We start from the raw sequence: 14263 nt of genomic DNA on the forward strand, positions 1-14263 counted from the left end.
TATTTCTAATCAATTCCAGTTCACCGATACTAAGAAACAATTTCAGATAGTTAAGAGTTTTAGCTGCCTTAGATTCGCACGTAATCACATTTATGTTCTCATAGAGGCCTACATCTTTGATTGTACGTGATTGAATAATGGGAGATTCAATCTTGTATTGAAAAATATCATAGAGGATTGTCATAAGGCCTGCATAGCTGCCGTCGTAAGTTATGTAATTCATCAGAACAGAGTTAGTTGATAATTGAAGTACTTTGAATACTTTGAATTTGATTCTAAAAGAATGTTTTGTTTTAGTTTAAATGGGTCAATATCATTTGAATAGTGTATTTTGGAATTGCAACTGATGAAATATTTTGCTCGATTTAATGCAATCCCGAACGACTGCAAGTGTTGCCAGTTCAATTGACGATGTCTTCTGCCTTCTACAATTTTATGGACAGATTTTAACCCCACTCCTGGGATCCTTTTCAATAGTTCTTTTGGTGCCTTGTTAATGTCTATAGGAAACTGAGACATATTTCTAAGTGCCCAAGAAAGTTTTGGATCAATGTCCATATCCAGGTTTAAAGAATTTTCATTTACAATTTCGCTCACCTCAAATCCATAAAATCTAATTAGCCAATCTGCTTGATATAATCTATTTTCCCTCATCATAGGAACTTGAGTTCCTAATGATGGTAACCGATCATCATCTGTTACTGGAACGTAACCTGAATAATAGACACGTTTCATATTGTATTTCTTATAGAAAAAATTTGCAGAGTACATTATATCCCTATCACTTTCGCCAGTTGCTCCAATAATCATTTGTGTACTTTGACCGGCAGGAGCGTATGCAGGAATTCTGCGAGACTTCTCTTTCTCATGTTTGTATTCTTGAATAGCGTTGTTAACTGCCTTCATGGGTTGTATAAAATCCTTATGATTTTTCTCAGGTGCCAAGAGCTTAAGTCCTTCTTTAGTTGGAATTTCTATATTAACTGATAATCTATCTGCATATAGTCCAGCCTCGTGCATAAGTTCATCACTAGCCCCTGGTATGGATTTAAGGTGAATATATCCATTGAAATTTTCTTCTAGTCTAAGTTTCTTAGCTACACGAATTAATCTTTCCATAGTAGTGTCTGGACTCTTGAAAATTCCTGAGCTAAGAAATAATCCTTCTATATAGTTTCTTCGGTAGAAGTTAATAGTCAGATCAACGACTTCTTGAACTGAAAATGCTGCACGCTTTATATCATTTGATCTTCTAGTAACACAGTAGGCACAATCAAAAATGCATACATTAGTTAATAGAATCTTTAGAAGAGAGACACAGCGTCCATCTTGCGTATAACTGTGACAGATACCCATTCCATCTGAATTCCCCAGTCCATTATTCTTATTTTTTCGTCTGCTACCACTACTGCTACAACTCACGTCATACTTTGCAGCATCAGCTAATATTTCTAATTTCTCTTTGACTCTATCAAAATTCATTTCAACTATTTTTGTAAAATCGGCTTGTTTGTAGGGTGTTATCGGGAAAAGTTATTTTTTTATACCCGTTACCATTTCCCATGCGTTTTTCTTTAAGGCTAATCTGTTTTTCTAAACGCTGCAAGGTTTGAGGATTTTCTTCAGCGTAACGTGGGTCTTGCATGTAATGACATTTTTCCATTTTGAGAACTTCAATGGAACAGAAGTCAAATTCTTCAACAACCTTTCCATAAATTTTATAAACGCTCGGTCCTCTAAAGGTGATTTTTGAGGCTATTTGAGGAAACATGACAGTGTCAAAAAACTCTCCTTTTAAATCGAGAAATGTTCCAAATTGCATGCGTTTCCCGTTCTTAGTGTGCGTAGTTTTGATATTTACGGAATAGCCATAAATCAATATATTTTTGCCTACTAGTGTTACAATATCCTCTCTCGTTAGCTGATTTTTAAGCTGCTCTGACAACAGATTGAAATGAGAGCTAAGTGGAAATCCCAGTACTTCAAATTGCTCGAATGCAAGCTCTAAATCTGAGCTTTTCAAGCTTGGTATTTTATTTAAGTCAAATGTTTGATGAAAAAGTTTTTTTTGGAGAGTAGGCTTCATCAACTTATCCAATTTTAAATGTGCTTGCCAAAGAAGTTCGTATCGATCTAGCCCAGTAAACCTGAATGCATTGATTCTAGTCAGTATTGAGATTTGTTCAATCCCTACAAAAACTCTATTGAGAAAATTATCTAAATCTTCAAATAGGCCATTTCTTTCACGCTCAGTGACGATCTGGATCATTGTTTTTTTTTCTAATTGTTTGAGATAGCTAAAACCCAGGTAGATCGTTTTTCCTTTTATAATATTTTTGATGTCACTACTATTAATACAAGGTGGTTCTATGTGCGCGCCACACATCTTGGCTTCGTGAACATAAAGCTCTGGCTTATAAAACCCGCCGCCGTTATTTAGAGTGGCTGTCATGTACTCCAGTGGGAAATAACATTTCAAGTAGAGGCTCTGGTAACTTTCTACGGCGTAGGATGCAGAGTGACCTTTCGCGAAAGCGTAACCGGCAAAACTTTTAATTTGATTCCAGATTTCTTTTGCTTGGTCAGGATCGCGGCCGTGTTTCTCACAATTCCTGAAATAGTTGCGTTCTACTTGCTTAAACTCTTTACGAGAGCGGTATTTGCCACTCATACCACGTCTCAAGATATCAGCCTCTGCGAGAGAAAGTTTAGCATAAATATGAGCGACTTTAATAACGTCTTCTTGATACACCATGATGCCATAGGTGTCAGGCATTATCTTATTCATTATGGGATGAGCCTCTTTGCGTTTCTCTGGAAACCGGGTGCGTAGAATAAATTCCCGCATCATACCGCTCTGAGCCACACCTGGACGGATCACGGAGCTCGCAGCTACTAAACCGAGATAGTCATTTGTCGCGAGCTTACTGAGTAGCATGCGCATAGCAGGTGACTCTATGTAAAAGCAACCTATGCATTTTGCCTGCGCGATCATGTTATTAATATTAGGATCTTGCATAATTTTTTTTACATCTTTTCTCAAATCCATGACTTCAGCTCCCGGTTGATTATACTTGATTATCTCAAGTGTGTCCCTAATCTTTCCCAATCCTCGCTGGGCAAGGATATCAAACTTATGTATACCTGCATCTTCTGCAATATGCATGTCAAACTGGACGGTAGGGTAGCCTTTGGGCGGTAATGTGGTGGCACTATAATAGTGTATGGGCTTTTCTGTAATGAGAATCCCTCCAGCATGGATGCTTACATAGTTGGGCATATCATGCAATTCAGATCCATATTTGAGCACTAGGTCATGTATCTCATCGCCGGTTTTGCCTTGGGGAGGCATGGATGTGAGTTTATCTATGTCTGATTTAGGAAGTCCAAAAACTTTCCCTAATTCTCTCACGACCGCCCGAAACTGAAACGTGTTATAGGTCCCGAGCAACGCCACATTTTCAAATTCATCAAAAATAAATCGAGTGATATCTTCGCGATCGTCCCATGAAAAATCTATGTCAAAATCTGGGGGGCTGGTACGATAATCGTTGATGAAACGCTCAAAATAAAGATCTAATTCAATAGGGTCAACATCTGTTATTTCAAGCAAGTAGGCTATGATACTATTTGCCCCACTACCTCTACCTACATAGAAATATCCCTGCTGTCGGGCATATTGACAAATACGCCAGTTGATCAAAAAATAACCTACAAACTCCTTTTTGATTACTGTACTGATTTCTTTTTCTACCCGTACCCTTATTTCTTCATTTTCACAGCCGTAACGTTTTTCAATTCCCTGCTCTACAAGCTCTCTGAGTTTGTGTATATCTGCATCATAATTAAATTTTTCAGTTCTGTGATAAGTTTTTTGATTTGCATTTAAGTTTTTAGATTCAAAATTGAAGTCTATACTACAACGCCTGAGCAGGTTCTCAGTGTTGGTCAGTATATGTTCATATCCTTCAAAAATTGCTCTGATATGATGTGGCGATCTCATGATCTCTTCTGGTGAACCTTGCTGCTCTACAGGCAATTGGCTCAGTAGGATGTTGAGATCTATGCAGCGCAGTAGTCTGTGCTTGTTAAAGTCTCTTTTGTTTCTAAAAGTTACCGTTTCTAGTAATATATGCTTGTCTTTAAGATCATGATAGCTACTGAAGGGCAGTTTTCTTAAGCTTGAATGTGATATTCCTATGTATTCGCTTTCGCGAAAGCGAGATAACTTCAGTTTCTCAACTTGTTTCAATGGATATATAAAATACACACTGTCTAGATCAGGTGCATGTTCTGGTAGATCAATCTTATTTTCAAGGTGCTTAGAAAGAAACCTGTTTAGATTTAAATAACCTTCATTATTTCTAGCTATACCTACATATAATTGCTGATGTTCATTTCTGAAATCAATGCCTATAACAGGTTTTTCACGCTCGTTGTGTAAGAGTCGCACAAAATTGAGAGCGGCACTCGTACTATTAATATCAGTCAAGACAATCGTATTGAGTTCATGCTGCCTCGCGAGTTCTATGAGATCTTCTTCAGAAAAAGTGCCATAACGCAGAGAAAAATAGGTGTGGTTGTTCAGGTACATAACTACTGTTTTCTGTGAGCGAGTACTACGGGTGGTAACCCGTTGAATGGATTGATCATTCTACCTATGGTACGAGCCTCCATGCCAGAGGCCTTAATTACTGTGCGATCACCGTATTTTTCTCTGATGTTATCTAGTGCGTTGTAGAGATTTATAGCTGTTTCATTATCGTCGAAAAGATTGATTTGATAATGACCGCTTACCAAATGTGAGAATCTAATCCCTATGAGCCTTACCAGCAGTCTACGATTATAGAGCCTCTTGAAAAGTTCAAGAATTTTAGGTATCAAAATATGATCTGCACTACAAAAAGGAATTCGCAATTGCTTAGAGTACGTATTAAAGTCTGAGTATTTAATTCTAACGGTAATGCAGGCTGTTAACTTGTTTCCCCTACGTAATTGATATGCTAGATTTTCGGTCATGGCTATGAGGATAGATTTCAGCTTACCCACGTCTATAGTGTCTTTGTCAAAGGTGCGTTCAGTACTTATAGACTTACGCTCATTAAAAGCTATAACTGGCCTGGGATCGATTCCTTGAGCCCTACGCCAGATTAGGCTACCGTTTTTTCCCAGCACACTGACCATCATATTTTCCTCAAACTCTTGGATAGTCCGTATTTTTTTTATTCCCAGATGCCTAAGAGTTTGATAGGTTTTATCACCTACTTGAGGGATTTTTTTAATTGACAATGGTGCCATAAAGCTTTTTTCTTTACCAAAATCAATCATCTTTTGATTGTTGGGTTTAGCTTCTCCAGTGGCGATTTTAGAAACAATTTTTGTCGCGGATAGTCCAAATGATATAGGCAGACCTGTTTCTTTCAAGATCCGCTCACGCATTTCTGTGGCAAATTTGTAGCAGCCATAAAAACGATCCATCCCTGTAAGATCTGCATAGAATTCATCGATACTAGATTTTTCAAATAATGGAGTTTCTTCTTTAATGATCTCAGTTACCAGGTCTGAATGTTTTGAGTAGATTCCAGCATTCCCTTTTATACAGATGGCTTCAGGGCATAACTGTCTCGCCATCTTCATGGACATACCGCTATGCACTCCGTATTTTCTAGTTTCATAGCTGCAAGCCGCAACCACACCGCGATCACTCAGTCCCCCTACTAATAAAGGCTTGTCCTTGAGGCGTGAATCTATTTTGCGCTCAACAGATACATAGAATGTGTCAAGGTCCAAATGGATGATACTTCTTTTAAGCATTTGGATTTTCAATTTTTAGGAAATAGGGTGGTCAAAAAACCTCACAATCATAGAGTGTGAGGTCAGTTTTTGCAGAACAACTATTAACAGAAGCCCTCGCATTAAATCATAGACTATCTAATCGTCGATATTTCTAATTACTAAATCATAAATGGTTGGCTCTATATGGTCTACAAAGTCCTCTTTCTCGGAGTCGGTTGCAAAAAGTATTTGATTTTGCGTAATTAACTCATTGAGCGTATGATAGATCCTCTGGACAAGGTCTTCAGTATCTGCAACTTTCTCTTTCCATGACATTTTAATGTCAAAGCTCGTTAAATTTTGAATCTTGTGCTTCTTCCGTTTTACCATGATTTCTTGGACTCTTAAAGCTAATTGCTCTTTAACTTTTTCAATATTCATAGGTTCCATCGTTTAGAATAATACAAATTGATCACCTTCTACCAGTCGCTCTGCTTTGATGCTATATATATTATCTTCTTCATATTTAACTTGATCATAAAAGGTACGGCCATGTTCTTTGTAAACGCTCTGACCTATAGGTTTCAGTAAAGTAATACCTGTGGCGTCAGGTGATTTAATTTTTTTTGAAATTGGATAAGCATTGAAATATTTGGGATCAAAAGGCTTCATAATTTGGTTGAGTTTCGATTTTGGTAAATCAGTGTTCAACCATTCTTCTTCTTGAATTTTTGTTAGGGCTAACGGTGACCTGTGATGACCTATCCTTTGCATTAAGCGGTTTGCAGCTGTTGTGACTATGGCAACCGTATGATGTATTTTACCTGTAAGTGGATTTTCCCAAGTATCGTAAATTCCAGCAAGTGCAAAGGGTTGTGATTTACCTGTAGGGTACACCAGGAAAGGTTTATTGAGTTTTTCATACTTAGACCCTTCAATAAATGCATCCACTATAACCAGACAGCGTTGTGATTTAATTGCTTTTCTGAACATTGGTTTTTGATGTATTTCTTGAGGGCCTATATAATGTGGATCATTATCTAAGTTATTTGAGCCTTCAGCACGAGCATTAATTATATACGTTTGCTTATGAGCCCAGGAAGGGGTGAAGCCCAAAGTGAAATTTTGTATGTGATTAGGGTGTTCACAAGTAATTACTGGGACTTTGTTCCCAGCACTAATATTTACATTTTCAAAAGGCTGATCAATGTAAGATGCATTGAACCTTTTCTCTACAATGCGGTGATTTGATAATAAAGTTGCTCTTCCACACATAATCTTATAATTTGGAAATATTCCTATATCGGACTTAAATTTAGGATTCAAATATATGGAAATAATCCATTAATACGGAAATAATCCAATGTTAAAGTTGGATTATTTCCTAAACTCACTATATTTGTGTCATGGCAACAGAATTGACTACCGAAGCAAAGCGATTTAAACAGATTAGAGAAGAACTATCAAAAACTCAGACTGAGTTTGCAAAGCTTCTCGATGCTGGAAGTACCACTGCAGATATTGAGCGTGGTAAAAAAAAGATAACCGGTAAAATTGTCTCTGAGCTTCTGAGACAATTTAATGTCAACCCTCTTTGGTTATATGGAACTAGTTACAACAAATATTTAGAAACTGGGCGTTCCACCTCACCGCAAGTAATCACTATGGATACTAGTGATAGAGAAAATATGATCATGGTACCCATTAAAGCCAGTGCGGGATATGCCAGCAATATACAAGATACAGATTGGTATAATGAACTGCCCACGTTTTCTATCCCATTGCCTCAGTATAAAGAGGGAAGTTATAGGGCGTTTCAAGTAAAAGGGGATAGTATGTTGCCTGTATTACAGCCAGATGAGTGGGTCATGGGAAAGTCTGTTGAAAGTTTAAGACTAGCCACAGATAACCGAATTCACGTGGTTGTAACAAATGATAGTATATTAGTTAAGAAAATGCGTAAATCTGACTCGGCAAGATCTGTAAATCTTATTTCACTCAACAGAGAATACCCTGTCATAGAGCAGCCAGTCGGAGAAATTAAAGAATTATGGGAAGTGAACTCTAAGCTAAGTTTTGACTTAGATGTTCATGAGGGTGAAGAAGTATTAATGTCATTGAAGCAGGGGCTGGACAGACTACGTGAAGAAATTGCAAGTATCAAAGAAGGAGGCTCATAAAGCCTCCTTCTTTCTAAAATTACTTGATAGTTAGTCTGGATCTTCTTCTGTAGGGTTAGTGTCGTAACCTTCTTCATCTGTACCATCACTAACATCAGATTTCAACTGTTCTACTTCAACTTCTTTTTCCTCTCTACAACTCATTAAAGCAGGAGAAGCTACAAAAAGCGCGAGAGCTAGGTAAAGTATTCTATTCATGTTATATTGTTTCGAATTAGGTGATCTTATTGTTGAATTCGAAATTTAACCAAATTAAATTATTGATTATCTTAGCTAGATCTTAAATAACTAAGATCATCTGCATTTAAAATAATTTCTAAATCTAATTTAAGTCTAGTTTTTTTTGTTTCTCTCCCTGAAAGCAAGATTGAATCAACTTTCCTCTAGGCATAAATTATTTCTGGGCTTTTCTCTGTCTAGATTTCGTTAAAATGTAAGATATTTAAGATGAACTTCGTAGATTTACTTCCTTGTGATAAAATTGCTTATGTCCATTACTACACCTTTTTTAAGCTTTAGATCAATACGTTATAAAGGATTTCTTTCTTGGCTCTTTTTTTTGTTGATATACTATTCAGAGTCTTCTACTAATCTTACACTGAACTTGTTTAGTGATTTTAATGAACTCGATAACGTTTCTCCAAGGCTATTGGAATCATTGCAAACTGACACCGACGGCGATGGGGTGGTTGACTCTGTCGACATCGACGATGACGGCGACGGCATCCTTGACGTTGACGAGGACTCGTGCAGCGGCGCGTTGTCGGGAACCGGTAGCCTGAACTACGCCTTTTTTGACCAGCGTCCCTCGGGCAACAGCGTGGACAACATCCCTGCGTCCGGTTCGGCCCTGGCCACAGGCACGGTATCGAGCTTCAACGTGGCTAACCTCCAGTCATCGATCACCCCAGCCGACGGCAACACCTATTCGATCCGCTACAGCGGCGTGATCGAGATAGCCTTTGGCGGGAGCTATACCTTCTTCGTGAACAGCGACGACGGCTCGAAGCTGTTTGTCGACGGCACGGAGGTGGTGGACAACGACGGCCGCCACCCCCCACGTGAGGAGTCGGGATCGATCACTCTTATGGCGGGTACGTATTCCCTTGAGGTCCTCTATTTTGACGACACCGGTGGTCAGATCCTCGAGGTGGAGTATTCCAGTTCCTCGATATCGCGGCGCTCCCTTCCCTTCTCGGTATTGGGTACGGGAACGGATTCTACCTGCGACGGTGACGGCGACGGTCTCGTGGACCGCCTTGACCTGGATTCGGACAATGACGGGATACCGGACAACGTCGAGGCCCAGGCGACTGTGGGCTACGTAGCCCCAAGCGGTCTGGATGACGACGGCGATGGTCTTGACAATGCCTACGACGCGACGCCCAACGGGAGCAGTGACGGTTCCGGCAGCCTTGGCCTGACTCCGTTGAACACGGACGGCTCCGGCGAGGCTGACTACCGCGACCTCGACTCCGACGGCGACGGCCTCTTTGACATAGGGGAGTCCGGCCTGGGCCTTGTGGACGGCAACGCCGACGGGCGCACGGACGGCGTGGTGGGTGCCAACGGCCTTGACGCCGCCGTGGACACCTCGGACGACTACCTGGATCCCAACGGCATCGTGGACGTTCCCTCCGATGACCTAACGGACTCCGACCTTGACGCGCTCTCTGGAGGGGACGTGGACTACAGGGACTCCGTTGACAGCGCGGTGGTCCTGGAGGCGGTGGATGATTCCTTGACGGTTCCCCAGGGCGCCGACAGTACCGAGGCAATCAACGTATTGGACAACGATACCATAAACGGTTCTCCGGCGGACATCGCCCTTGTGGACCTGACTCAGCTTGGCACGGGCGATCCCGGCATCACCCTTGACGTTTCTACGGGAGCCCTGAGCGTGTCCCCCTCGGTCGCGGCCGGGAGCTATGTCCTGAGCTACAGGATCTGCCAGTCGGGTTCGGCCACGAACTGCGATGATGCCATCGTATCGGTGACCGTGGAGGAAGACACCGACGGCGATGGGGTGGTTGACTCTGTCGACATCGACGATGACGGCGACGGCATCCTTGACGTTGACGAGGACTCGTGCAGCGGCGCGTTGTCGGGAACCGGTAGCCTGAACTACGCCTTTTTTGACCAGCGTCCCTCGGGCAACAGCGTGGACAACATCCCTGCGTCCGGTTCGGCCCTGGCCACAGGCACGGTATCGAGCTTCAACGTGGCTAACCTCCAGTCATCGATCACCCCAGCCGACGGCAACACCTATTCGATCCGCTACAGCGGCGTGATCGAGATAGCCTTTGGCGGGAGCTATACCTTCTTCGTGAACAGCGACGACGGCTCGAAGCTGTTTGTCGACGGCACGGAGGTGGTGGACAACGACGGCCGCCACCCCCCACGTGAGGAGTCGGGATCGATCACTCTTATGGCGGGTACGTATTCCCTTGAGGTCCTCTATTTTGACGACACCGGTGGTCAGATCCTCGAGGTGGAGTATTCCAGTTCCTCGATATCGCGGCGCTCCCTTCCCTTCTCGGTATTGGGTACGGGAACGGATTCTACCTGCGACGGTGACGGCGACGGTCTCGTGGACCGCCTTGACCTGGATTCGGACAATGACGGGATACCGGACAACGTCGAGGCCCAGGCGACTGTGGGCTACGTAGCCCCAAGCGGTCTGGATGACGACGGCGATGGTCTTGACAATGCCTACGACGCGACGCCCAACGGGAGCAGTGACGGTTCCGGCAGCCTTGGCCTGACTCCGTTGAACACGGACGGCTCCGGCGAGGCTGACTACCGCGACCTCGACTCCGACGGCGACGGCCTCTTTGACATAGGGGAGTCCGGCCTGGGCCTTGTGGACGGCAACGCCGACGGGCGCACGGACGGCGTGGTGGGTGCCAACGGCCTTGACGCCGCCGTGGACACCTCGGACGACTACCTGGATCCCAACGGCATCGTGGACGTTCCCTCCGATGACCTAACGGACTCCGACCTTGACGCGCTCTCTGGAGGGGACGTGGACTACAGGGACTCCGTTGACAGCGCGGTGGTCCTGGAGGCGGTGGATGATTCCTTGACGGTTCCCCAGGGCGCCGACAGTACCGAGGCAATCAACGTATTGGACAACGATACCATAAACGGTTCTCCGGCGGACATCGCCCTTGTGGACCTGACTCAGCTTGGCACGGGCGATCCCGGCATCACCCTTGACGTTTCTACGGGAGCCCTGAGCGTGTCCCCCTCGGTCGCGGCCGGGAGCTATGTCCTGAGCTACAGGATCTGCCAGTCGGGTTCGGCCACGAACTGCGATGATGCCATCGTATCGGTGACCGTGGAGGAAGACACCGACGGCGATGGGGTGGTTGACTCTGTCGACATCGACGATGACGGCGACGGCATCCTTGACGTTGACGAGGACTCGTGCAGCGGCGCGTTGTCGGGAACCGGTAGCCTGAACTACGCCTTTTTTGACCAGCGTCCCTCGGGCAACAGCGTGGACAACATCCCTGCGTCCGGTTCGGCCCTGGCCACAGGCACGGTATCGAGCTTCAACGTGGCTAACCTCCAGTCATCGATCACCCCAGCCGACGGCAACACCTATTCGATCCGCTACAGCGGCGTGATCGAGATAGCCTTTGGCGGGAGCTATACCTTCTTCGTGAACAGCGACGACGGCTCGAAGCTGTTTGTCGACGGCACGGAGGTGGTGGACAACGACGGCCGCCACCCCCCACGTGAGGAGTCGGGATCGATCACTCTTATGGCGGGTACGTATTCCCTTGAGGTCCTCTATTTTGACGACACCGGTGGTCAGATCCTCGAGGTGGAGTATTCCAGTTCCTCGATATCGCGGCGCTCCCTTCCCTTCTCGGTATTGGGTACGGGAACGGATTCTACCTGCGACGGTGACGGCGACGGTCTCGTGGACCGCCTTGACCTGGATTCGGACAATGACGGGATACCGGACAACGTCGAGGCCCAGGCGACTGTGGGCTACGTAGCCCCAAGCGGTCTGGATGACGACGGCGATGGTCTTGACAATGCCTACGACGCGACGCCCAACGGGAGCAGTGACGGTTCCGGCAGCCTTGGCCTGACTCCGTTGAACACGGACGGCTCCGGCGAGGCTGACTACCGCGACCTCGACTCCGACGGCGACGGCCTCTTTGACATAGGGGAGTCCGGCCTGGGCCTTGTGGACGGCAACGCCGACGGGCGCACGGACGGCGTGGTGGGTGCCAACGGCCTTGACGCCGCCGTGGACACCTCGGACGACTACCTGGATCCCAACGGCATCGTGGACGTTCCCTCCGATGACCTAACGGACTCCGACCTTGACGCGCTCTCTGGAGGGGACGTGGACTACAGGGATGTCAATAATGATCAAGATACGGACGGTGATGGTGTAGCAGATCGACTTGACGTAGATGATGATAATGACGGTATACTTGATGCCACTGAAGAACAATGTGAATCCTCAACAGCACTTGTTAGCGCAATTAGTGACTCTAATATTCAGAGTGGTCAGGGAGGAGTTGTGCAAATCAATGATGGAATTGTAAGTGCAAATTCTGGAGTAGCTATGAATAATGTTTCGCATTACTTTGTAATAGATTTGGGCTCTACATTAAGTCCTGGATCTATCATCAGGTTTGATTGGTGGACAAATAATGGAGCTAATAGACAACATACAATTACTGAAGTTTCCTCATCTTCAGGTTCAGCTTCTGGATCAAATCCATTAATTGTAAACTATCCTAATTCAAGCGATCAAAACTTTTACGAATACAGTCTAGCCGGTTTTTCACGGTACATACTGGTTGATATGACAAGAAGATCAGCTGGTAGAGTAGAAATATTAGAAGCTACAATAACAAGCATTTGCAATTCAGACTCTGATGGTGATGGTATAGTGAACAGTCTTGACCTGGACTCAGACAACGACGGCATACCGGACAACATTGAATCACAATCTACAGTGGGGTATATTGCCCCAAGCGGTCTAGATGATGATGGAGATGGTCTTGACAATGCCTACGATGCAACTCCTAATGGAAATGCTAATGGTGATGGAAGTATTGGTATAACTCCAGAGAATACGGACGGCACGGACCTTCCTGACTATCTGGATACCGACTCCGACAACGATGGTCTTTTTGACATAGACGAGAGCGGAGACGGTCTGACGGATTCAAATGGCGATGGCCGCACGGACGGAGTAGTAGGCAACAACGGTCTTGAAGATACCGTGGATGATCCTGTGGCCGGTGATGGCTATGACGATCCAAGCGGTAAGTATGACGACACCCAGACGGACAACTTCACCGATACCGATGGAGATGTTCTTGCGGGAGGTGACGTGGACTATAGGGATGTTCTTGACTTTGATGTGGACATGCCTACACAGACCGTACTGGAGAACAATGCGTTCACTTCCGTGGCTCCCACCCTGACCAACTCACCCGGCGGCACGATTACCTATAGCCTGGGTGGTGTTGACGCAGCGGACTTCACGATCGACCCTGTAACGGGAGTAGTGAGCATGGTGGCGCGGGACTTCGAGAACCCGGTTGATGACAATACCAACAACTTCTACAACCTCACGATCATTGCGACCTCGAGCGTGGGCCCGGTTGCCACGGATGACTTCACGGTAATCGTTAACAACGAATGCGAGGATATAGACGTGGTACAGAACAAGTTGAGGGCAACGGATCCGATAGGCGTTGCCTCCAGCAGTGACAACGCGGTGCTACAGGTCGAGGTTACCGATGCCAGTGGAGCTCCGAGATCAGGCGTTCAGGTGAGCATAAGCCTCGAGAGCGGCAGCGCGAGCTTCGTGACGGCCAGCACGGGAACCACAGATGCCAGTGGATTGTTCAGTGCGACGGTATCGAGCACGGTCGTGGGCACGCCTACCTTCTCCGCGAGGTATGCCGCTACCACCGGAGCACCAGATACCGATGTGGAACTGGGCAACCCGACACCGGTGAGGTTCCTATCCAGCATCGACGACAGGGAAGCCTGTGGAGAGGTAGGAATAGCCGTGAGCATGCCACACCCATCATCGGTACTTGAGGTATTCAGTGAGGACAAGGGAGTGCTCATACCTAGCGTGGCCCTGTTGAGCTGTTCGGATACCAGTACGATCCCTAATCCAGCGACTTCACTGCTTGTCTACAACACAAACGCGAGTCCTTCTTTAGGTGTAGGTTTTGTGTTCTTCGATGGTGCAGAGTGGAGGAGTATCTGTCTGGAACGTGATCAGTTGAGGCAGTAGATTTCAAATTTCGGTCTCG

At 45.3% G+C, this 14263-nt stretch carries 9 protein-coding genes (1 of these 9 running past the window's edge); 2 read left to right on the forward strand and 7 right to left on the reverse strand.

Annotated elements, in window-relative coordinates; all coding sequences use genetic code 11:
* The 6 genes from BST97_RS14480 to BST97_RS14505 all read right to left on the reverse strand — a co-directional run.
* Window positions 1-223: the start of a TIGR03915 family putative DNA repair protein gene (locus tag BST97_RS14480; protein ID WP_085767906.1), read on the reverse strand. It extends 521 nt beyond the left edge of the window; 223 of the gene's 744 nt are visible here — the first part of the coding sequence; it begins with the start codon at window positions 221-223; its stop codon lies beyond the left edge, outside the window.
* Complete coding sequence (locus BST97_RS14485; protein WP_085767907.1) at window positions 223-1482, reverse strand: putative DNA modification/repair radical SAM protein; 1260 nt, start codon at window positions 1480-1482, stop codon at window positions 223-225. Before BST97_RS14485 ends, BST97_RS14480 begins: the two co-directional genes overlap by 1 nt.
* A gap of 1 nt (window position 1483) precedes the next feature.
* Complete coding sequence (locus BST97_RS14490; protein WP_085767908.1) at window positions 1484-4594, reverse strand: DNA polymerase III subunit alpha; 3111 nt, start codon at window positions 4592-4594, stop codon at window positions 1484-1486.
* A 2-nt stretch (window positions 4595-4596) separates the two neighbouring features.
* The gene (dinB, locus tag BST97_RS14495; protein WP_085767909.1) at window positions 4597-5814 is read right to left on the reverse strand and encodes a DNA polymerase IV; all 1218 of its coding nucleotides are present in this window, start codon (window positions 5812-5814) and stop codon (window positions 4597-4599) included.
* A 117-nt stretch (window positions 5815-5931) separates the two neighbouring features.
* Window positions 5932-6216 carry a hypothetical protein gene (locus BST97_RS14500; RefSeq protein WP_157111689.1) on the reverse strand — a complete coding sequence of 95 codons (285 nt, stop codon included), beginning with the start codon at window positions 6214-6216 and terminating at the stop codon, window positions 5932-5934.
* Between the two features lie 12 nt (window positions 6217-6228).
* Window positions 6229-7050, reverse strand: coding sequence for an SOS response-associated peptidase (locus BST97_RS14505; RefSeq protein WP_085767911.1), 822 nt, complete (start codon window positions 7048-7050; stop codon window positions 6229-6231).
* 131 nt (window positions 7051-7181) lie between these two features.
* Here BST97_RS14505 and BST97_RS14510 point away from each other — a divergent pair, with 131 nt between their 5' ends.
* Window positions 7182-7955: a LexA family transcriptional regulator gene (locus BST97_RS14510; RefSeq protein ID WP_085767912.1), complete on the forward strand. Its 774-nt coding sequence runs from the start codon at window positions 7182-7184 to the stop codon at window positions 7953-7955.
* Window positions 7956-7985: 30 nt separating this feature from the next.
* On the opposite strand, the gene BST97_RS15895 is transcribed toward BST97_RS14510, so the two are convergent.
* Complete coding sequence (locus BST97_RS15895) at window positions 7986-8153, reverse strand: hypothetical protein (protein ID WP_157111691.1); 168 nt, start codon at window positions 8151-8153, stop codon at window positions 7986-7988.
* A 289-nt stretch (window positions 8154-8442) separates the two neighbouring features.
* Between BST97_RS15895 and BST97_RS14515 the strand changes: the two genes are divergently transcribed.
* On the forward strand, window positions 8443-14244 hold the full coding sequence (locus BST97_RS14515; protein ID WP_085767913.1) for a PA14 domain-containing protein: 5802 nt from the start codon (window positions 8443-8445) through the stop codon (window positions 14242-14244).
* Window positions 14245-14263 lie beyond the last annotated feature (19 nt).

Source organism: Nonlabens spongiae, assembly GCF_002117125.1.
Classification (GTDB): Bacteria; Bacteroidota; Bacteroidia; order Flavobacteriales; family Flavobacteriaceae; genus Nonlabens; species Nonlabens spongiae.

Excerpts from the sequence above, each read along its gene's own strand:
- BST97_RS15895 (WP_157111691.1), bottom strand. The coding sequence starts at position 8,153 with ATGAATAGAATACTTTACCTAGCTCTCGCGCTTTTTGTAGCTTCTCCT.
- BST97_RS14505 (WP_085767911.1), bottom strand. The coding sequence starts at position 7,050 with ATGTGTGGAAGAGCAACTTTATTATCAAATCACCGCATTGTAGAGAAA.
- BST97_RS14490 (WP_085767908.1), bottom strand. The coding sequence starts at position 4,594 with ATGTACCTGAACAACCACACCTATTTTTCTCTGCGTTATGGCACTTTT.
- BST97_RS14485 (WP_085767907.1), bottom strand. The coding sequence starts at position 1,482 with ATGAATTTTGATAGAGTCAAAGAGAAATTAGAAATATTAGCTGATGCT.
- BST97_RS14510 (WP_085767912.1), top strand. The coding sequence starts at position 7,182 with ATGGCAACAGAATTGACTACCGAAGCAAAGCGATTTAAACAGATTAGA.
- BST97_RS14500 (WP_157111689.1), bottom strand. The coding sequence starts at position 6,216 with ATGAATATTGAAAAAGTTAAAGAGCAATTAGCTTTAAGAGTCCAAGAA.
- BST97_RS14515 (WP_085767913.1), top strand. The coding sequence starts at position 8,443 with ATGTCCATTACTACACCTTTTTTAAGCTTTAGATCAATACGTTATAAA.
- dinB (WP_085767909.1), bottom strand. The coding sequence starts at position 5,814 with ATGCTTAAAAGAAGTATCATCCATTTGGACCTTGACACATTCTATGTA.